6 protein-coding genes are annotated in these 22,869 nt (G+C 50.4%); all 6 read right to left on the reverse strand.

The window, feature by feature from the left end; genetic code table 11:
• Positions 1-28: 28 nt before the first annotated feature.
• The 6 genes from MAMMFC1_RS00395 to MAMMFC1_RS00420 are packed head-to-tail and all read right to left on the reverse strand — an operon-like array spanning position 29 to position 22,827.
• The gene (locus MAMMFC1_RS00395) at positions 29-1,807 is read right to left on the reverse strand and encodes an ABC transporter ATP-binding protein (RefSeq protein ID WP_126305587.1); all 1,779 of its coding nucleotides are present in this window, start codon (positions 1,805-1,807) and stop codon (positions 29-31) included.
• The gene (locus MAMMFC1_RS00400; protein WP_158618583.1) at positions 1,801-3,540 is read right to left on the reverse strand and encodes an ABC transporter ATP-binding protein; all 1,740 of its coding nucleotides are present in this window, start codon (positions 3,538-3,540) and stop codon (positions 1,801-1,803) included. The genes MAMMFC1_RS00395 and MAMMFC1_RS00400 overlap by 7 nt, the downstream gene beginning before the upstream one ends.
• Positions 3,537-7,742, reverse strand: a complete 4,206-nt coding sequence (locus tag MAMMFC1_RS00405; RefSeq protein ID WP_126305589.1) for an acyl-CoA dehydratase activase — start codon at positions 7,740-7,742, stop codon at positions 3,537-3,539. Before MAMMFC1_RS00405 ends, MAMMFC1_RS00400 begins: the two co-directional genes overlap by 4 nt.
• A complete protein-coding gene (locus tag MAMMFC1_RS00410; RefSeq protein ID WP_126305590.1) occupies positions 7,742-8,482 on the reverse strand; it encodes a thioesterase II family protein in 741 nt (246 codons plus the stop codon). The genes MAMMFC1_RS00405 and MAMMFC1_RS00410 overlap by 1 nt, the downstream gene beginning before the upstream one ends.
• On the reverse strand, positions 8,448-15,866 hold the full coding sequence (locus MAMMFC1_RS00415; RefSeq protein ID WP_126305591.1) for a non-ribosomal peptide synthetase: 7,419 nt from the start codon (positions 15,864-15,866) through the stop codon (positions 8,448-8,450). Before MAMMFC1_RS00415 ends, MAMMFC1_RS00410 begins: the two co-directional genes overlap by 35 nt.
• Before the next feature lie 55 nt (positions 15,867-15,921).
• Positions 15,922-22,827, reverse strand: coding sequence for an SDR family NAD(P)-dependent oxidoreductase (locus MAMMFC1_RS00420; RefSeq protein WP_126305592.1), 6,906 nt, complete (start codon positions 22,825-22,827; stop codon positions 15,922-15,924).
• Positions 22,828-22,869: the final 42 nt, after the last annotated feature.

Here is a 22,869-nt window from a genome sequence, read left to right on the forward strand (position 1 = left end):
TTTTCTCCGTTCTCATGACAATATCAACTTATGCAGTACTTCCTTGCTTAGAAAGATCCATCCGTCTACTATTTTCTAAATTTATATTTTTAATATCTCTTCCTTGTGCATTCCATAACGCTGCGTAAAGCTGACCATTCCCAAGCAGAGTTGTGTGATTTCCCGCCTCAACTACAACCCCGTTTTCAAGCACAATTATTTGATCTGCATTTTTAATCGTCCTTAAATGATGAGCGATAACCAGTACCGTCCGGTTGCGCGCAAGATTGGAAATTGCCTGCTGGATACAGTGTTCATTGATAGGATCGATATTACTTGTAGCTTCATCAAGAATAATAATCTCCGCCCCCTTTAGAATGGCTCGGGCAATTGCCAACCGCTGACGCTGCCCGCCCGAAAGACCGGCACCGCCCTCACCAATTACGGTATTATAGTCTGCAGGCAATGCCATAATTTCCTCATGAATCATTGCTTGTTGCGCGGCAATTATCACTTGCGTCTCTATCGCCTCCTGGTTTCCCATCAGCAGATTTTCATAAATGGCGCCTGAGAAAAGAAAAGTATCCTGCATCACTACGGTTATATGGCTGAGCAGGGTATCATACGGTATATCCCTGATATCAACGCCGCCGATACGGATATGTCCGTCATCAGGATCGTAAAACCTCAGCAGCAGATTTGTGAGTGTAGTTTTGCCTGAGCCGGAAGGTCCGACTAGTGCAGTCATACTTCCCGCCGGCAGGGAAATGTTTATTTTGGAAAGGGCTTCTCTATTATTTTGCCTGTCATATGCAAAGGAAATATTCTCAAATGTTATATCACTGCTTGCCGGGAAACCTTTGCTGCCGGTATCCGGCAGAACCGGCGAGGTCATAATTCTTTGGATACGCTGATAACTGTTTGTAACCACGATATAGTTCAAATAATAGGATTCCGCCGCAAAAAACGGCTTTAAGAACTCTTTACTCATGACGACAAATAGGATAAACTCCACAACTGTAAGTTCATTGCCGAGAACAAAGTAAGCACCGCCGGTTACCACCAATGCCAGCGAAATTTCCAGCCAGCCAAAATAATGTCCCAATACCAGGGCAACCGCATTGGCAAGCCGGGTGCTGCTTAGCTCAAACTGTTTAACAGCGGCATTAAGCCGTCTTTGCAATAAATCATTTTTTTTATAGGATTTTAGTATCGGCATCCCCTTGACAAACTCCAGAAAATAGCCCAGCATGACGATATTATCAGCCCTATTGACGGCATGAGCCTGCTGTCTTCGCCTGGTGCCGGCAATCAACACTGCTAACGCCAGGGAAACACCTGCCGCCATGACCAGCGCCAGTTGCCAGTGGGTATAAAACAGGTAGCTGCCAAGGATGATGGAAACCAGGATATTGGCAAACATTCGCGTCCACAAATGAGCAACAACCATTTCCATGGTGTCAACATCCTTGTGTACGACCGAGCTGACTTCGCCAAGCTGCTCTTTGGTATAAAAGGCCAAAGAAAACTGCTGCAAACGTAGGGCTATTGATTCACGGAGACGTCCCACCAGTGAATAACCGGCTTCATGACTGATCAAATCGCCCAGGGTTGTGGCCCCGGCCTGAATAAACAGTAATACGGCCAGCCCTAACCAGTAACTGCCGATTGTATTATGGGTGATTGTGCCGTTAACAACGCCAAAAACCATGTACAAAAGTGTAAAAATGGCAGCTGCTCCTGCCAGGTCAATAATGGAAAAGGTTATGATGGCTCCGGTCATCAACCGCAACTCTCTTGCCTGTAAACTCCGCAGTAACGCTAACATGGCTGTTTCTCCCTTACTGTCCAGTGGTCGGCGGCATACCGGGCAGCCACCATCTGATTATAGTGCCGGCAACGTGTCAGTAATTCCCCATGCAGACCCTGGTCAATGATGCATCCCTTATCCACAACGATGATCTTATCGGCATGACTGACGGTATCCAGGCGGTGGGTAATAACAATTCGCGTTTTACCGGCCCCGGCTGCTGCAATGGCTTCTTCTACGGCCTGTTCATTCTGAGAATCAAGGGAAGACGTCGCCTCATCCAAAATAATAATCGGCGCGTCTTTGAGGATCATGCGCGCCAGGGCAATGCGCTGTCTTTCCCCTCCTGACAGACGGGAGCCGCCTTCACCGACCTGTGTGTTATAGCCGTCCGGCAGTGACTGAATAAAATTGTGGATTTGCGCCTGCCGGGCTGCTTTGTATACTTCCTTTTCTGTCGCGTCAGGATTACCGATTAATATATTCTCATAAACGGAGGTATTAAACAAAAAGGCATCTTGCTGAACATAGGATACCAGCCTGGCTATGGCTGCTTCCGGCAGCGCGGTTGTGGCAATACCGTTAATAGTGACCGTCCCGGCGTCAGGCAGGAGAAAACCGTTAATCAGCTTACCAATTGTGGTTTTGCCTGAACCGGATATTCCTACCAATGCCGCCATCGTATTCTTCCGGACGGTAAAAGAAATATTCTCTAGTACAGACTTATCTTCGTAAGTAAAAGAGACCGCTGAAAACTGTATATCCCCCCCTGTAACCGGTACTTCGGTCTCTTGCCACGTTCGAGGTGGTATTGTTAAAACAGACAGGATGGCCTTGCGGGAGGCGTTAAATTTCATGACGCGAAAAGTGTAAACCAGCAGCTTACTTAGCGATTCCCCAAAAAATCCGGCAAAAATAATGCCGATAACAAAGGTCTTGAACTGAATAACGTTATCAAGTAGATATTCTGTCCCCACAACAGCAATTAAGAACATGCCGCACGCAATAATAAAACTCTGGACAAAACGGGGCAGGATAATCAGGCGGGTCACCCGTTTGACCCAGACGATATAATCGCGCATCTGTTCCAGCAGTTGTCTGGTTTTCCCCTTGCCTGTATTACAGACTTTGATTACGCGAATCCCTGCAATATATTCCATTAAGTCTGAGCTCATCCGGCTGGTGCGCTGATAATATTCATCAAACTTTGGTGCATAATCCTTCATATACCACATTGTGTACAATACCAGCAACGGGATTTGTACGGCGTAAATAAAGGCAAACGGCTGAAAAACGGTATACATAAACCCAATGATCGCTACCGGAATGATGGAAGCAATCAATAGTTCCGGCAAAGCGTGGGCCAGAAACAGTTCAACCTGCTCAACTTCATGATTGACAATATGGGCAAGCTCGCCGGATTTACGTTTTTCCATACCCGCCAGGGACAAGCGCTCCATATGGTCAATAAGCCTTCCCCTAATGTCAGCCAGGGTTGAAAAAGCAAGCCTGTGGGTAACGGCCAGACCCAGACCGTAAAATACTGCTTTAGCAACAAGCAGCAGGGCAATGATACCGCATTGGGGAAGAATTGCCGCCAGCGGCTGTTTCTGCGCCAGTAAATCCAGCATGGTAACAATATAGAAAAAGGGGATAATGCCGCAAACCACACTTGCGGCATTAATAAACCCGGCCAGAATACTCCTCCTCATATCCCGGGCTGATAACAGGGCAACTTTGTTTGTCATCATAATGCTACTTTTTGCTCCTCTTTTATTTTCTCCTGGCATTGATGTACAAGCGTTTCCAGACGCGTGAGGTTGTTCGCCTGGTTTTGTCCCTGAAAAACCAGGGTTAAAAAGGGAATATTGGGATACTCGCTGCGAAACCGTTCCATGAGCGATTCTATTACCATGCCAGGCACGCAGTTAAAGGGAATGGCATTAATAATACCGTCGGCTTTATAATTAATCATTTCAATCGCCGCACCAATGTGGCTGCCGGCTTTAAGCGTCATCCCGGATTTTTGGATGTGCGTCAACATACATGGTTCGAAATTATAGCCCAAATGTTCAATAACCGGTCTGAGATATTTTTCTTCCTGGTTGTCAATTTGCTGGTTGGTTAGCCGCGCCGTCCGGGCCTGAACAGAATCCCCCGCTTTCTCCGCATAATAGATATTTTTATACCTTGTGTATTTTATTAGCTCATGCACCGGCGGTGTGACAACCTCGGCTCCCAGTGCTTCAAGAGTCTGAATAAGGTTATTGCTGGAGAAACCAACATTGCGTATATAGGCTTCGCCCATAACCCCGATACGGGGACGCCGGATTGTGCGGTCAACAGGTACTGCAAGCATTGCTGCCACTGCTTTATGCAGTGCGCCGGCAAAATCCCCGCCTGTTTCCAGTGTATGCCCGACAGCGTCAATACCGGCTTCAAAGGCCCTTTCCGCCATGCCTGCCTGGCACTCGTACGGCCGGATATTCAGCAGCAGGCGGTTTAAGGTGTCAAGAGCGATAAACGCCTCCATGATTGCCGCTCTATAGAGGGGGCTAGCAACAATTTCTTTAAATTGAGGATTTGCCGGACCATAATCATCAACAATAACCGCATCCCCGGCTCCGCCTGTTTGCATTAGTTTTTTTAGCGCTATGTTGTGAAGCGGGTTGAAAGAATCATACCGGCAACTGCCGCAGGAACCGGGAGAAAAAAAAGCCATACCGGGTTCCCCGCGCGATGATATTATTTTTTTAAAAATATCACCGGTTATAAGGATACAGGGATAACACTCCTCGCCGGTTGTAAACTGCTGACCATAGGCAATACTTTCCTGGTCCGGTTCAGGCAGCGACTCGGCATTAATGCCGCAGCGCCGAAATGCCGCGCTCCAGATTCTGGAGCCTTTAGCCACATAAGGTATATAGAGAGTCTTAACGGCTTTTCTGTCAAAAGACCGGCGTTGAATGCGGTCCGGATAATACGCAGTTGTATCGGCTTTTCCGCTAATGGCGTCAAGAAATGCCTCGCACCGGGTTATAATGCCGGCTTCTCCCGAATGTTCATCAATTTCCAGATACAGTGCCGGTTTGCCGCCAAGCTCGCTTTTTATAAAATGCGACATCATTGAATCATTTACGCAACTGAAATTTGTCACATAGACGGGGTACACGTTGGGTATATCGCGGACTATATCGCTAAGCGCCAGCATACGCTGCCCCATGGCCAGGGTAGTATTATACCAAGCGGCATGTACATCCTCCGAACTATAAAAATCAAAAAAATCCATAGGCAGGCAGTGAACGCCAAGTCCCCGCCATATCTTCGGAAGATTTAACGTTAGTACCTTGTCACAGGTATTGTGCAGCTTGCCGATGAGAATAACCGCTTTATCTGTAGGCGCAATACGGGACAGAGCCGCCCGGCCCTGCTCCAGCATAGTCCTGCGGAATTTATAATACTGTTCAAAGGCGGCGTTACAGGCAGCGTCAACACTTTGTTCCGAATAACATCCCATACCCATAGTCAGCATCATATTATATAATTCCCGCTTAACCGCTTCCGGCCCCAGGCGAAAGTGAAGCTCCGGCTTTAATACAGGTATCCCTTGCCGCTCGATATGCAAAGCTTCATTGGTCATCTCGGCAATAAAAACAATAAAGTCACAGTGATTGGCCATTGGATGATGACTGGGGGAGCAGGACTGTGTTTCCCGCAACGACGGGATAAAGAGGGCATCAATTCCGCCACGTCTGGCCTGATCAACCATCCAGCTTACATGCCCATGCGCCAGTTTGGCAGGATAGCAGGTCGTTGTGCGGACACTGTCGATACCACGCTTTATGGCATCACGATTGGACTCCGGTGTCACTTTTACAGCAAAACCCAAGGTTTCAAAAAAAGTTTTGAAAAAGGGGAAGTATTCATAAAACACCTGCGTGCGGGGAATGCCAATGATCCGTTTGTTGTCAACTTCCGGCGTCTGCCCGCCCAGCAGTTCTTCTCTGGCGGCAAAGTAATCCGGCATGGAGTTTATTTCCGTACGGGCTGCCACTTCATACCTTTCGCAGCGGCCGCCATAATACAGCAACTGATTTCCCTCCATGGCAATCCGGTTAATCTCACACAGATTGTCGCAGTTGCGGCACTCAAAAGTGTCGGTTTTAAACGGGCGTTCCAGATAATCAAGCCCTTTAAACCGCGACTTTACTGCCGGATTTGCCAGGTAATGCTCCCTGGCCAGCAGGCAACAGCCGAGAGCGCCCATAACCTCATAATGTTCAGGGACATAAACGGCTTTCCCGGTTACCGCCTCAAAGGCCGCAACAACAGCTGCATTGGCGGCAACTCCGCCTTGAAAGAAAATACAGGAGCCTATCGGCCGGTTTTCCACTACCTTATATAAATAATTATGCACAACGGAGTAAGCTAGCCCGGCCGTAATTTCGGCGATACTGCCGCCCTCCTGAAAATATTTCACAACTTCCGACTCCATAAAAACGGTGCACTTCTCGCCGCAGTCGAGCGGCCTGGCCGCAGATAAAGCCAACCTGCCAAACTCTTCCTTAATCTGCACACCAAGCTTCTGAGCCTGCTCTTCCAAAAAACTGCCAGTGCCGGCAGCACAGGCTTTGTTCATAGTAAAATCATCCACAATGCCGTTTGTAAGATGAATATATTTGGAATCCTGGCCCCCGATTTCAAAAATGGTATCTACCTGCGGGTTTACAAAAATAGCCGCCCTGGCATGGGTCGTAATCTCATTTTTTATGACATCCGCACCCAAGAGATCGCCGATCAGCATTCTGCCCGAGCCGGTGGTGGCAACCCCGGTAATAAACAAGTCCTGTCCATAGCGCTCGTACAACTGCCGCAGCCCGGAACGTACGGCTTCTATCGGCTGTCCGGCAGTCATCAGATAACGTTTGAAAACGACTTCGCCCGTCAGGCTGAGAAGCACAATATTTGTAGAGATTGACCCGATATCAATTCCCAGAAACAACGGTTCACGAGGCAGTTGCGGTTTGTCGGAAAACTTGTTGCGGGTAATCCGCGCCTCCGCCGGCTTCAAAGGAGCCAACTGCTTTCTCTCGCTTGCTGAATTTTCCTGTTTGGCTTTTTCAGTTCCCGCATTTCGATGAGCAGCTATCCTGGCAGTATTGTTTAGCAGCCATTGTACCGCACCGTACGCGCCTAAAGTCACTGCCTGCACCGGTACATACAATTGACCTTCGGATAAGGAGAATGCGGTGCGAAACGCCCGCAGCACACCTGGATTCTGAGAAACACCGCCTGTAAAAATAACCGGCGGCGACAATTCCTTGCCTTTGGCAATATTGGCTTTAAAATTACCGGCAACCGCATGACATAAGCCGGCAACAATATCCTCAGTGGATGTTCCTTTTTGCTGCAGATGAATCATGTCCGATTTGGCAAAAACCGAGCAGCGTCCGGCAACCCGGGCCGGATTGTTCGATACCAGCGCTTGCTGTGCAAATTCCTCAATTGTCAGGTACAGCCGGGCCGCCTGCTGATCAAGAAAGCTGCCGGTCCCTGCCGCACAAAAACTGTTCATGGAAAAATCCCTGAGAACCAGTTGATCGCTTTTGCCGCTGATATTTTCTTCGAGAAAGATCAGCTTTGAATCCTGGCCGCCAATATCAATGATCGTCCGGGCATCAGGATTTTGACAAGTAACTCCCTGCACAAGCGCAATAACCTCATTCACCGCCGTTGCGCCAAACTTAGCCACAGCCCGGGGCGCTCCTACCCCGGTAGCAGCCATAGCGATAATTTCGTACTGTTGCTCAATGCCTTGGATCACGGCGGAAAGACTGGCGTCAATCCGGCCATTATGCCTGATATATTGATCTGCCAGTAATCTATCATTTTCCGACACAATGGCCACATCAATACTTACCGAGCCAATGTCCACACCAATATAGACACGCATCAGCGCTTCACCCCTGTCTGTTCGTTCACAAATTCGTTAACCATCCGGGCCAGTGCATCCGGATAGGACTTAATCAGCATATGCCCGCCGGGAAGCATGGAGTACCTTACCGGCGCAAGATACTCGCTCCAGCGTTGCATATTCCGGACCAGTTCCATCTCCTCTTCCTGCTTGCCCAGTGCCACTAATGCCGGTACCGTAAGCGGATAATCGGCAAACATATACTTATGCATAGCCCGAGTATCCTCCCGCAGCACCCGGAAATAGTTATCCTTGTCCGAAGCAGTAAGCAGGCTGAGATCAAACCCGTAGCAGGTAAGGGTATATGCAGCCAGTTCAGCCTCACTGGCTGCAAGAATAAAATCCATCTCCCGTCTGGCTCCGGGCGGCGGGCAACTGATCAACAGTAAACCGGCAACGGCTTGGCATCTGTTGTCAAGAAGCCGGCGTACCAGTTCATAGGCAACAAACCCGCCAAATGAATACCCCATGACAAATACCGGTTTTTGACTGGTCGCTGTCAACCGGACAAAAGGCGCTGCAAACTCTTCAATTGTAACCGGCGCTTCGCCACCGCCTCCATGTCCGGGCATAACGGCCGCCAGTACCTCAACAGCGGGATCGATAGCCTGGGCAAAACGGTAATACATGGAGGCGTTGCCGCAGGCATAGGGAAAGCAGACAAGCGTCCCTCCGCCTCCGCCATTACTCCGTAAGGAGATCAGCGACTGATTTGGCATGTTTGGTCTCCTTTCCAAAAACTAGCCGGCACAGGCTGTCGGCGACAATCTGGGTGTGGGATTCCAGAAATACATGTTCCGCGCCGGGAATGACTGTATAGATAACTTGCCGCGCATACTTTTTCCAGTGGGGCAGGTATTCCGTCGATACGATGTATTTATCCATTTCACCCTGAAACGAATACAGCGGCGTGCGCAGCTTATATTCCGGATATTGATAATTCATCATAGCCCCGAGGTCATTACGCACGATTGCACAGTTATGAGCAATTTCCTCGGGCGACATGCCTTCCAGCATTTGCACCATGGCCGGCCCGGCCAGGTTTAGGGTTTGTACGATTTCATCCTCTGCTGCATCAGGCCAGTAATGCTTGCCAGATGCGTCAGGCGCCATGGATGAGATCATAATCAGACCGTCAACAGCGCAATTTCGGGCTTCCAGTTCTCTGACCAGTTCAAACGCCAGTGTGCAGCCGAAACAATAGCCCATAATATACAGCGGTTTATCCTTTTCCCGGACGATAAAGTCGGCAAAAAGCGCAACCATTTCCTGGATTGTTGGCACAAGCGGCCTGGTATTGCCATGCCCCGGAAGATTAGCCGCCATAACCTTAACAGAATCCGGCAGACAGGCCGCAAAGGGCGCAAACATCTCACCCGTGGCATAGTATGAAGAATTCGGGAAACAAAACAATTGTAAATCCGGTTTGCCGGGAGTTTTCAAAAACGAGATATTGTCTGGCAGCAAACAAGTATCAATGTTTTGGCGCTCATTTATCAGCGTTTGCAGAAACCGGCTTGTTTTTTCAATTGTAGGCTCCTTTAGCAGCACATCCATCGGCATTTGCAGACCGGCAAACTCTTTATTGATTTCCGTCAGCAATTGCACCGCCCGCAGTGAGTTCCCGCCGCGGTTAAAGAAATTATCAGTTATGCCGATATCATTGACTTTCAATACCCGCTGCCAGATTTGCACCAGCCGTTCTTCCATTTCGTTGCCAGGCGCCACATAACCGTTGTGATCAAACTGTAATAAGTCCGGCGCCGGCAAGCGCTGCCGGTCAACCTTGCCGTTGGCAGTCAGCGGCAGTCCCGGAAGCAGCACATAACTCCCCGGAATCATATACTCCGGCAGTTTTGTGCGTAAATACTCATTAATGCCGGCATAATACGCTTCTTTCCCGGCTGCCGCCTCCTCATAATCATCGGGAACGATATACCCGGCCAGCCGTTTTTGCGTTTTCTCGCCTGTCGCAGCCACAACCACCGCTTTTATCTTGTCATGCTTTTCCAATGCCGCTTCAATTTCCCCTAACTCAATCCGGTAACCGCCGATCTTCACCTGGAAATCTTCCCGGCCAAGAAACTCAATGGCGCCGTCAGGCAGATAGCGGCCAAGGTCACCGGTCCGGTACAAACGCTCCCCGGTCACCGGATGCGTTATAAAGCTGGCACTGGTCTTCGCTTCATCTTTCCAATAGCCTTGGGCCAGACCGATGCCGCCGATATACAACTGCCCCGGCGCCCATACCGGCACAGGTTCCAGTTTTTCATTATAGATCTGGAAACTCTGATTCCGCAGCGGGGTTCCGTAAGGAATACTGGCCCATTCCGCATTAACCTTTCTAATGGGATAATAAATCGACCAAATGGAGGCCTCGGTTGCCCCGCCCAGACTGTACAGTTCCACCGCCGGCTGCTGCTGCCATATCTGTGCCGGCAGCCCCACCGGGATCCAGTCCCCGCTCATCATGATCAGCCGCAAGGACTCCGGTATTTGCCTGCCGCTGCCCGCCGTATATTCCACCAGCATCTGTACAATGGCCGGCACTGAGTTCCACAGTGTAACCCGGTTTGCTGCCAGCAATTCCAGCCAGCGGGCCGGGTCTTTGGCGTCCGCGGCCGCCGGCAGGACAATGCTGCCGCCCGCCCCGTGCAGGCCGAAGATATCATATACCGACAAGTCGAAGTTGAGGTTGGAAATTGCCAGGGCGCAGTCGTCGCCGGTAACGCCCAAACGCTGGTTGATATCCAGGATGGTATTGACTGCGCCGCGGTGATCGATAACTACGCCCTTGGGATCACCGGTAGAGCCGGAGGTAAAAATCACATAGGCAATATCGGTTGGCGCCTGCAGGCTTTCAAGCGGCGAATCATCCAGCAAATCCAGGCTGCTGTCGGTCACGCTGACCGTTTGCATGCCTGCCGGCCAAACCAGCACCGCCGTGTATTTTTCCTGGGTTACCGCTATCTTGCAGTCGCCGGCGGTCAGGAGATAGTCCAGCCGTTCGGGCGGAACGCCGGCGTCAATGGGCAGATAGGCCGCGCCGGCTAAAAGAATGCCGTAGACGGCCACGACCTGTTCCCAGCCCTTTTCCATGACCACCGCGACCAGGGTGTTGGGCCTGGCTCCCAGTTCCCTTAGCCGCCTGGCAAGCTGGTTGCTGCGCTTAAATAACTGGGCGTAGCTAAGGGTGTGGCCGGCGGCAATGACGGCCGTTTTATCCGGAACCACTTTGACCTGCTCAGCCAGGAGATCCTGCAGCAGTTTATCCGTCACGGGCCCTTCAGTCGCATTCACCTGCCGGCGCTGGGCGAGCTGCGCCGGAGGTACCGGGTGCAGAATCTGATCCCAGTCGGCTTCAGGTTCTGCCAGGCCGGCTAGCAGTTGGCAGTAGCTGCCGAACATATCATCAATCATACCCTCCGGGAACAGTTCGTCCACAACGTCCCAGTTGAAGACCAGCCCGCCCTTGATTTCAAATACCTGCTGGTCCAGCCAGACCTGGGAGGTTTCGGCTAAGCCGCAGCATTCGCCTTCCTGCATTTCGAACAAGCTGTTCAACTCATTGTTCAGCCCTAACCCACTGGTAAAAACCACCGGCATAGCTGCTTCCCGCATGCCCCGGCGTGCCGCAAGCTCGCGGATTACTTCAACTCCGCTGAAATAAGGGTGGTCAAGCGTCTCCAGCAGGGCTTTCTGAACCTGCTGCGCCCAGCAGAGGAAAGTTTTCGGCCGGGAATAATCAAGTTCAACCAGCGTTACCGACGTAAAGTCGCCGATAATCCGGTCAATTTGGGGATGTAGTGGCAGCCTGTTGGCCAGGGTGAGATTGAGTGTAAATCGGCTGCCTTTACTCCAGTTGGCGATAATCATGGCATAAGCGGCAAACAAGACGCCGGAGGGAGTAAGCCCCTGCTGTTTGGCTTTTTCTTTTAACGTATTCCACTGTTCGGGCGAAAGGATGGAAAACCTCCGTCTGAAGCGTGGATCGGTAATAGTCCGGGGATTCGTCTTCAGCGGCAGTTCCGGCGCCGGCGCCAGGCTGTCTGTTTTAACCAGCCAGTAGTTTTTTGAGTTCCGGTAAGGTACGGTATCTTTTATCTTTTTTTCCGCTAAAACATAATCGCGGTAATGTATTTCCATATCCGCCAAAGGTTTATCCGGATTTTCATAAAGCATCATCCATTCATTAAAGAAGACCATGACACTGGTAAAATCCATGATTAGCATATCCAGATGGATATGCAGCCTGATAGTATCTTCGGACAAAAGGCTTGCTCTGATATCAAAAAGCGGCCACTTGTCGGCAGGCAGCATTTCATGCGCCATGCACTCACGGATTTCCTGCAGCCTTCCTTCTCTGGTCTGCTTGTCCAGCTTTCGGAAATCATATAGCTCAATAGGATAAGGCTCAACCGCCGGCAAAATCTTTTGCTCACTGGCGTTAACAATAACAGCCCGCAGCATGTCATGTCTTGCAATCAGCATATGCAAGGCATCGTTGAGCCTTGGCAGATTGATATTTCGCATTTCAAATTCCTGATAAATATGGGTGGCTACGTTGCCAAGCTCAAAATACGGATTACGCCCTAACAGATAGGCCTGCTGTAAATCGGTCAGCGGAAATGCCTGATAGCGGTTATCAGGGTCGGCGATCATGGCCGGTAGTTCTGCCGCTGCCGAGCTGCCGACACCCTGCTGCAGGGTGTCTTCAATTACACAAGCCAGCGCTTTTATTGTCTGTGTTTCAAACAGCGTCCCCAGGGACATGTCAATGGAAAATTCCTGGCATAGACGGTTATTAATGCGTACCCCGGCCAGAGAATCGCCGCCAAGGCTGAAGAAACTGTCATTAATACCGATTTCGGCCAGTTGCAATTCGGTTTTCCAGATGTCAGCAATCTTTTTTTCCACCTCAGTACGGGGCGCTATTTGCCTGTCGGTCCCACTGCCTGCTGGCGAATCCGGCGCCGGCAAGCGCTGCCGTTCAACCTTGCCGTTGGCGGTCAGCGGCAGTCCCGGAAGCAGCACATAACTCCCCGGAATCATATACTCCGGCAGTTTTGTGCGTAAATACTCATTAATGCCGGCATAATACGCTTCTTTCCCGGCTGCCGCCTCCTCATAATCATCGGGAACGATATACCCGGCCAGCCGTTTTTGCGTTTTCTCGCCTGTCGCAGCCACAACCACCGCTTTTATCTTGTCATGCTTTTCCAATGCCGCTTCAATTTCCCCTAACTCAATCCGGTAACCGCCGATCTTCACCTGGAAATCTTCCCGGCCAAGAAACTCAATGGCGCCGTCAGGCAGATAGCGGCCAAGGTCACCGGTCCGGTACAAACGCTCCCCGGTCACCGGATGCGTTATAAAGCTGGCACTGGTCTTCGCTTCATCTTTCCAATAGCCTTGGGCCAGACCGATGCCGCCGATATACAACTGCCCCGGCACCCATACCGGCACAGGTTCCAGTTTTTCATTATAGATCTGGAAACTCTGATTCCGCAGCGGGGTTCCGTAAGGAATACTGGCCCATTCCGCATTAACCTTTCTAATGGGATAATAAATCGACCAAATGGAGGCCTCGGTTGCCCCGCCCAGACTGTACAGTTCCACCGCCGGCTGCTGCTGCCATATCTGTGCCGGCAGCCCCACCGGGATCCAGTCCCCGCTCATCATGATCAGCCGCAAGGACTCCGGTATTTGCCTGCCGCTGCCCGCCGTATATTCCACCAGCATCTGTACAATGGCCGGCACTGAGTTCCACAGTGTAACCCGGTTTGCTGCCAGCAATTCCAGCCAGCGGGCCGGGTCTTTGGCGTCCGCGGCCGCCGGCAGGACAATGCTGCCGCCCGCCCCGTGCAGGCCGAAGATATCATATACCGACAAGTCGAAGTTGAGGTTGGAAATTGCCAGGGCGCAGTCGTCGCCGGTAACGCCCAAACGCTGGTTGATATCCAGGATGGTATTGACTGCGCCGCGGTGATCGATAACTACGCCCTTGGGATCACCGGTAGAGCCGGAGGTAAAAATCACATAGGCAATATCGGTTGGCGCCTGCAGGCTTTCAAGCGGCGAATCATCCAGCAAATCCAGGCTGCTGTCGGTCACGCTGACCGTTTGCATGCCTGCCGGCCAAACCAGCACCGCCGTGTATTTTTCCTGGGTTACCGCTATCTTGCAGTCGCCGGCGGTCAGGAGATAGTCCAGCCGTTCGGGCGGAACGCCGGCGTCAATGGGCAGATAGGCCGCGCCGGCTAAAAGAATGCCGTAGACGGCCACGACCTGTTCCCAGCCCTTTTCCATGACCACCGCGACCAGGGTGTTGGGCCTGGCTCCCAGTTCCCTTAGCCGCCTGGCAAGCTGGTTGCTGCGCTTAAACAACCGGGCGTAGCTAAGGGTGTGGCCGGCGGCAATGACGGCCGTTTTATCCGGAACCACTTTGACCTGCTCAGCCAGGAGATCCTGCAGCAGTTTATCCGTCACGGGCCCTTCAGTCGCATTCACCTGCCGGCGCTGGGCGAGCTGCGCCGGCGGTACCGGGTGCAGAATCTGATCCCAGTCGGCTTCAGGTTCTGCCAGGCCGGCTAGCAGTTGGCAGTAGCTACCGAACATATCATCAATCATACCCTCCGGGAACAGTTCGTCCACAACGTCCCAGTTGAAGACCAGCCCGCCCTTGATTTCAAATACCTGCTGGTCCAGCCAGACCTGCGAGGTTTGACTGATACCATAGCTGCTTTCAGCAAAAGAATCCAGGATATTAACCACAGCCGGGGATATATCATCAACTTTCAAGCCGCCGTTCAGGTCAAGGCCCAGACCGCTGGTAAAAACCACCGGCATTAAAGTGCGGTGCTTTCCTCCCTGCTTTACGGCCAGCTCCCGTAAAAATTCAATACCGCTGAAAAAGGTATTATCCAGATTTCGGTACATACGCTGTTGAATTTGTTTGGCGTAAGCGCAGAAAGCACACGGGCTGCTGAAATCCATCTCCATCAACACCACAGAAGTAAAATCACCAATAATTTCATTCACCTGCCGATGCAGCGGCAGACGGCGGAAAAGGGTCAGATCAATCGTAAAACGGGGATTTTTTGCCCAGCAGGCAATAACCAGGGCATAAGCCGTTAACAAAACTACGGAAGGAGTAAGCCCGAACTTTCTGGCTGTTGCTTTGAAGGTTTCCCATTGCTTACGTGTTAACTTTCCCTGTCGTCTGCGGAAAAGTACTTTTTTAATAGCGCTTAGTGGTTTGGTAAAAGGAAGTTCAGGCCCGGCAGGCAGGGTATCAATTTGTTGCAGCCAGAAGTCTTTGGCTTTTTTATAGGGCTCGGTATCTGCAAGCTGCTGTTCGGCCAGTACATAATCTCGGAAAGAAAGCTCCAGGGGCGGTATCTCTAGCTCCGGTTTGCTATAATATAAAGTTAATTCTCTTATCAGCACACTCATACTGAATAAATCAACAATCAGCATGTCCAGGCTGATATGAAGTCTGATTACGCCGTCATTATAGCTAGTGGCACACACCTCAAATAGCGGCCACTTATGGGCAGGCAGAACCTGATGGGACATTTCATCCCGGATTGCCTGCAATTTTTGCCTGGTCCCGGCTTCATCCTCACCCCGCAAATCAACCGTATGCAACTCATAAAGGGGAACTTCCGGCAAAATTACCTGTTCACCGGTTGCCAGAAAAACGGCTCTGAGCATTTCATGCCGTTGAATTACTTTGTTGATCGCCTGCTGCAAACGGCCAAGGTCAATCTCTTTACTTTCAAATTCCTGATACGTATGGGTGGCGATATTCCCCAGATCAAACGCACCGGTTCTCCCCACCCAATATGCCTGTTGGACATCATTGAGGGGAAAGGGAAGCAGCCGGTTGGCCGGATCAGGCATAAGTTCCGGCAATACCTGAGGAGCCGAATTTATTCTCTTTTGGATAATGGCAGATAAGTCACTCTTATATGTCCGGATTAAGTTCACAGTATCTCCGGTAAGTATTTCTTTAGGCGCAATAACTTTAATATCTTCACCCTCCAGCCCCAGCCGGACCTTGTTTTGCGCCAATTGGATGATAAGTTCTCTACTATCCATACGCTATTACTCCTTTATCGTTAGGATAAACGCGTTCCCAAGAAATCCGATCGTTTTAGATCAGGAACACCTCTTGCCCATCAAATGTTCCTGGCGAGTGTTCTCCGGTAACAATGACAGCTGCAAGCGCCATTTGATACTGTAACCCGGCAGCAATTGTTTTTAAGTCATTATTTTCCGCAAAATCCTGTATAGAAAACTCCGTTTTCATCTCTGTATTAATCTTATTTCGTAATTCCAGCATGAGTATCGAATCAAAACCAAAATCCGTTATGGGAGCGTTCTCTTCAATATCTCCTTCAGTAACTTTTAAAAGGACGGCGATTTGTTTCTTCAAGAATTCAATCAGGGTCTTATGGCAGATAAATTCTGTCCGGGGACACTCGGGAGCAGTTTGTACCGGAGGCGCTGCTGCAGGCCGCTTGTCAATTTCGGGGAGCACTTCGCCCTTGCCCTGCGCCCAGTAACGTTCCCGCCTGAACGGATAAGCCGGCAAATTAATTCGGCGGGGGGCGGCAGTACCATACAGCAAATTCCAGGGAAGCTCATATCCTTGACAATACAAATCTGCTAAGGCATACAGTATTTCCCGGTACCGGTCTGGGTCTTCCTGCCCATACCGGGTTTGCAGCAGCAGGTCCCGGGCGCACTGCTCTATGGCCTTTCGACCGGTAAAATCACGGGGAACATTGCCCTGAAACAGATTGGGCAGTTTCGCTTTACTCCCGGTCAGCTTCAGCATCTGCAGGGCGTCGTCCCGGTCCTGGATCACCAGCGCATAACGCTGATTGAAATGCCGCCGGCCGGCCAGCAAGGTATAGCTGACGGCAGCCAGGCTATGCTCTTGTCCGTTCCGGCTTTCCAGAAAATCAACCATTGCCGCAATTTTTTCCTGCAGGGCCTCCGGTGTCTTGGCGGAAAAAGCCAATAAAAAATACGGTGCCTGCTGCTGACAGCTTCCCGGTTTTTCCGCCTCGTAGCTTTGCACCACCATATGAGCATTGGTTCCACTCATGCCAAAAGCACTCACTGCGCCGGTACGGCCGGTACCGTTCACTTTTTCCCAATGTCTGGTAGTTTTATTGACATAAAACGGACTATCCTGCCAGTGAATATAGTCGTTTTCCTGCTCACAGTGCAGACTGGCCGGAATTGTCTCATGACGGAGCGCCTGAACCAGGCTAATCAAACTTACCAGTCCCGATGCCGCCAGAGTATGGCCCAGATTGGTCTTAACAGATGTTACCGCGCAATATTGCCGCTTAGCCGTATAGTCTTTAAAGGCATCATACAAGGCATTGATTTCAACCGGATCTCCCAGTTTTGTGCCGGTACCGTGGGTAACAATATAATCGATTTCCCCCGGATTTACACCATATTTCTGATAAACTTCCTTCAAAAGACTGGCTTGGGCAATGCCGTTAGGGGCTGTGATGCCGTTGGTTTTGCCGTCAAAATTAATACCGCTGCCTTTAATAACCGCATAAATCGGATCGCCATCCGCCTCTGCCTGTGACAAGCGCTTAAATACCACCACCGCGACCGCCTCTCCCGGTACCATGCCGTTGGCCCGTTTATCAAAAGCATAGCATTTGCCATCCGAGGATAACATTCCGGCCCGGCTCATCCGGCTGAACCCCGCCGGCGTAAACAGGCAATTGACACCTGCGGCAATCGCCGTCTCACACTCGTGGTTGCGTAAACTCATGATTGCCTGGTGGGCAGCAGCCAGCCCGGAAGAACAGGCGGTATTAATAGCCATAACCGGACCACTCAGGTTTAAAAAATAGCTTAGGCGGGCTGCTAAAATTGCATTGTGATTAGCTGTTATACTCCCTTCTTCGTCAACAAGGCGTTCATAGTCGCCGTCTTCGACACCCACAAACATACCGACTCTACCCGACTTTAGCTGGTCAGCCCCATAGCCGGCATCTTCCAAGGCATTCCAGGCTTCCTGCAGCAATAATCTTTGCCGGGGATCCATTATCTCCGCTTCCCGGGGAGAAATTTCGAAAAACAGCGGGTCGAACTCACTGACCCCCGGAATCCAGCCGCACTGCCAGGGGTTTTGTCCCAAACCCTGATCGAAAAAACGGTCTGCCGGCGCTGGACCGACCACATCCCGTTTTTCGGCAAGAATCCGCCACATCTCGTCAATATTGCGGGCCTGGGGGAACCGTCCGCTCATGCCGATAATAGCGATAGGTTCACAGCCATTTTGACAATCATGGCCCACCGCCACGTCGGTTAGTTGCCTGGGCAGTGTGCTCGAAGTGGCTGCTGCCAATTGGGAACTTGTTATGTCGGACGGCGCGGCAATCTCTTCCCGGTAAAACGCTTGGATTGCGGCCTGGTGCACGGTTAAAAAATATTGCTCCAGTTTTTCCAATGTAGAATACCCGAAAAATAAGGCCGGTGTAATTTCAATTCCATAATACACTGTTAAATTGCCGGCAAATTCCGCTAAGCTGGCTGAATCAAAGCCAAATTCCGCCAGACTGTCTTCCCGGTTTAATTCACTGACGGAAATCTCCAGTAAATTGGCGGCCTGTTCTTTCAGATCCCATTCCACGCGCTGCGCCAGACTTAATCCCTTCATTTTCTTTCCCCTTCCCTGTACTAAAGGACCGGCAGCAGCAGACGTCAGTCTGGCCGCCTGCCCCTGAGTCATGCCCAGAAACTGGTGTATCCGGTTGGATTCACCCACAAAAACGCTGTATTGGGTATCATGCTGGGACAATATATTTTCAAAGATTGCCAGCCCTTCCCCGGTTTCCAGAAAGCGCTGACCGCTTGCTTTCAGATACGTTCCGGTATTCTCGGCCTGGCCAAAGCCCATGCCGCCGTCCTTCCATAAAGGCCAGTTGATGACAAAGGCCTTTCCGGATAAGTGGTGCTGCTGGTTGCGATAATGGGCATAGGCCATTTGGAAACGATTGCCGATCGCATAATCACACGAGCCGGTATCTCCTAAGATAGCCGCTATTGAGGAAAAATAGCAAATAAAGTCCAGCTTCTCCTCGCTAAGCAAGGCATCCAGCACAATGGTTCCTGTAATCTTGGGCGCAAGTATTTGTTGAAAACTCGTTATGTCCTTGTGAAGAATGCTTTGCGTACCGAGAATGCCGGCAGCATGAATAACGCCATGAAGATCGCCAAATCGTTCTTTTGCCTGCCGCAGGCCTGCCTGCAGCAAGGGTAAGTCACAAACATCGGCCTGCAGATACAGGGCCTGCCCGCCTATAGCCTCTAACTCTTTGATTTTAGCCTGTTTATCTTCATCACAAGGCGATCTGCCGGTCAATATCAGCTTGGCAGAGTATTGGCGCGCCAAATGCCGGGCGAACAAAAAGCCAAGTTTACCACAACCGCCGGTAATCAGGTAGGCCCCTCCTCTTCTCAGTATGTTCTGACCTGATGGTATGTTTGCAGCCTGGGTCCGGCAAATATGCCGCATTCCTTTACGGTATAAAACGCTTTGACTCTTGCCGCCTTGAAGCTCCGCCCAAAGTATCTGCAGCCAATCCCGCATGGCCGCTCCCCGGCTTTGCTGCAGTTCAGGCGTTTCCTGCAGGATTGCCGTAACCTGTGTAGCCGGCATAACCAGCCTTACAGACCGTTCAAACCCAATCCACGATTCCAGGTAACACCTTTCCCAGGCATGTTCAAACTGGCCGGCCAATAATATCCGCCTGGCTTGTAATCTGACTGCGGCAATGGCTTGCAGCAGCCAGACTACCGGGGAATATTCCTTCACCAGACTTTGCTCTTCTACCGCCCACAGATACAATATGGCATCTATCTCACCATGCTCCCGGCGTATGCTCCGGAAAGCCTCCTCAAAGTTTTTACGTTCATGGCTGCAAACCGTATACTGCTGCGGCGTCTGGCGTTCATAGGCAGCGCCCTGCCTGATAAAAATAACCTTAATACACTGATTAATACTATGTATCGCACTAACAACGGCTTGCTGATTGTCCGGATCAGAGACAAAACAAATGATACTGCCGACTGGGACATATGAATTATTGACCAGAGTTTCCTCCTGCCAAAGCTCTTTAAATGTCATGACCGCGGCGGCGGCCCCCTTTGTTGCCTGCATTTTCAGCCGGTCAAGCTGTATATAAGCAGGATCTGCCGGGTCATCCGAGACCGTACCCGTAGTTTGTCCAGGCAAGCCGAAGAAAGTATGGGTAAAAGGATAACCAGGCAGAGGCAGCTTGCTAAAAGAATTGCCCGGATATAATTTTTGCCATTGTATGTCTATACCCTGATTCCATAACCCGACCAGCGACTCTTTAATAGCGGCCGGCGCCATTGGCGAATCCACCGTAATTGTCCTTTCCGCCTGAGAATCCCCGGCTAGTTTGCCAAAATCAAAAGTCGCCGCTTCCGGCAAAGGCGGCAGTTCTGACACGGCCTGCAATTGTCCAACCCATCCGGGAATATCCGCTATCTCAGCCAGCGTCCGGCTGCGCGCGCGTAAATACCGGTAAGATTTTTTCATATTGAGCTTATGCTGCATGGCGTTTAATACGGCCGCTGCCGCCATGAACTCAGGGTCATCTGTTGCCAATAAAGCAATTAATGTTTCTTTCGGCATTACTTCATCCGCGATGAGATCCAGCAATTCATAAAACCGCTGGTCCGGTACCAGTTGCCGTTCCGATAAATTCCATCTCTGGTTAAGCTTATTAAAAGCATCCAGCATAATAAGCATTAACAACAATTTTCTGTTACCGTTTTTCAAACTGTTTGTAAGGGTTGCCCCTTGATTATCCAGCATTGTCTTTATAACTAATCCTGCCGGGTTCAGCTTATTATCCCATTCCAGCAGGCAGTTTTTAAACGTAAACTGCCGGGCGACCGAACGGCTTTTTTCCAAGTAATAGCGGAATAATTCGTCAGCAATATGTACCGCCAGTAAATCCTGAATATAGTCTTCAGTAAAAATATGAGGCTTTATCACCTGCCGGTTAACGATATCATAAAACGGCATTGCCGGCCGGGAAAATGTCAGTTGTTCAACTGTTTTTTCCCCGCATAATACTGCCAGAACATCTTTTAGTTCGGTTATACCGCTGATAGTCAAAGCGGCCCAAATCCCGTTCCCGAAACCGGTAATGGAATGCGCCGACAACCCTGCCGCAAGTAAGATGTCAATCAGGGCATAGGTCGCTATAAAGCAATAGAGAGGTTCATGGGTCTTGGGCCAGTTCTGTTGGAAAAACCCTTCTCTATGCTGCTGACCGGCAGCAAATTCAGCTAAAATGCCCAGTATCTGCTCAATATTTTCCTCAAATAACGGCATTTCTTTGCAAACCGCTGCCGAATCAGCACCGCCGCTCCCGTGAAATTCCCCAATGCGCAAACACCAGGATTGATTCGTACGCTTAACAGGGGAATCGTTGCGACCCTGTTTTAAAAAGTCTATTATCGCCGCCTTATTGTTCAGCAGCGCACCATAACGGTAAGGCAGAGCCTTCCGGCCGGTTAGTAAAGTCAGGCTAATATCCTTGAGTGTATATTGTGTAAAATTTTCGGTTGCGGTAAATTCAAGCCAATTGTCCAGCAAATGCTGCAGCGAAGAGGAACTTTTCGCCGACAGCAGAAACGGATAACAGTCAGAGCCGACTGCCGGCCCGGTTTCTACTTTCCTATCGATATACTCCTCCAATAATACATGGCTGTTGACCCCGCCCAAGCCAAAGGAACTAATCCCGGCCCGCAGCGGTAATCCCGGCTGAGAGCTTGTCCATGCAGTTAAACTAGTGGCCACGGCAAACGGGGAATTGGCAAAGTCAATCATTGGATTTACCGTGTCCAAATTCAAACTGGCAGGTATCTTTTTATAGCGCATCATCAATAAGACTTTGCTGACACCCGCAATGCCGGCTGCCGCTTCCAAGTGGCCGATATTGGTTTTTACCGAGCCGATCTTACAAAATTGCCTATCTGCCGTAAAGCTTTGAAAAGCCTGGTTTAAAGCCTCAATTTCAATGGGGTCTCCCAGGGAAGTCCCGGTACCATGAGCCTCTACATACGTAACGGTGTCCGGGCTTATGCCTGCATCTTCATAAGCGGCGATAATTACCTCCCGTTGCGCTTCCACCCGCGGTGCGGAAAGGGAGACCGCCTTGCCGCCATGATTGACAGCAGCGCCTTTTATTACACCGTAAATGTAATTCCGGTCCTGTATCGCCTGCTCTAAAGGCTGCAGCAGCAATACCCCGACTCCTTCCCCGGAGACAAAACCATTGGCATCTTTATCAAACGTTTTACATTTGCCATCCGGACTTAGCATACGGTTTTTTGACCACAGCAAATACCGCAGGGGAGAAAACTGGTTAACACCTGCCGCGATTGCGTAATCACAGTCACCATTAGCCAAAGACCTCCCGGCGTTATATAATGCAACCATAGATGAAGCGCAGGCTGCATCTATGGCAATGCTTTCACCGCTGAAACCCAATAGATAGGATATTCTGTTGGCCAGTATATACTGATCCATGCCGGTGGCCGAATATATGTCGATATCGGTTTCGGAATAGGCTGTCAAAGAATCTGTGGTTGCCATAACTCCCACATATATGGAGGTTTTCTTCTCCTGAAGCGTCTGCAAAGCTATCCCGGAATCTTCGATACAATGCCAGGCTTCTTCCAGTAAAACCCGTTGCTGGGGATCCATTTTAGCTGCTTCCCGGGGGGAAATATTGAAAAAAATGTTGTCAAACCAGTCAAAATCGTCCAGTAAACCGTACCATTTACTGATACATTTTTGCTCCTGCCTTGTAGCTGAATAATGCAGTTCAGTAAAATTCAACCGGTTAATTTCCCGAATGGAACTAACTCCGTGGCTTATATTCTGCCAGAAGGCTTCATAGTTCGCAGCGCCTGGGAACCGGCAGGCCATACCGACTATGGCAACATCATGGCAATGACTTGTACTGTTTTTCTTCATAGTAAACCCTCACTCCTTGGCTTTGTTGTTCCATTTCTCAGC

Origin of the sequence: Methylomusa anaerophila (assembly GCF_003966895.1) — a bacterium.
Classification (GTDB): Bacteria; Bacillota; Negativicutes; order Sporomusales; family Sporomusaceae; genus Methylomusa; species Methylomusa anaerophila.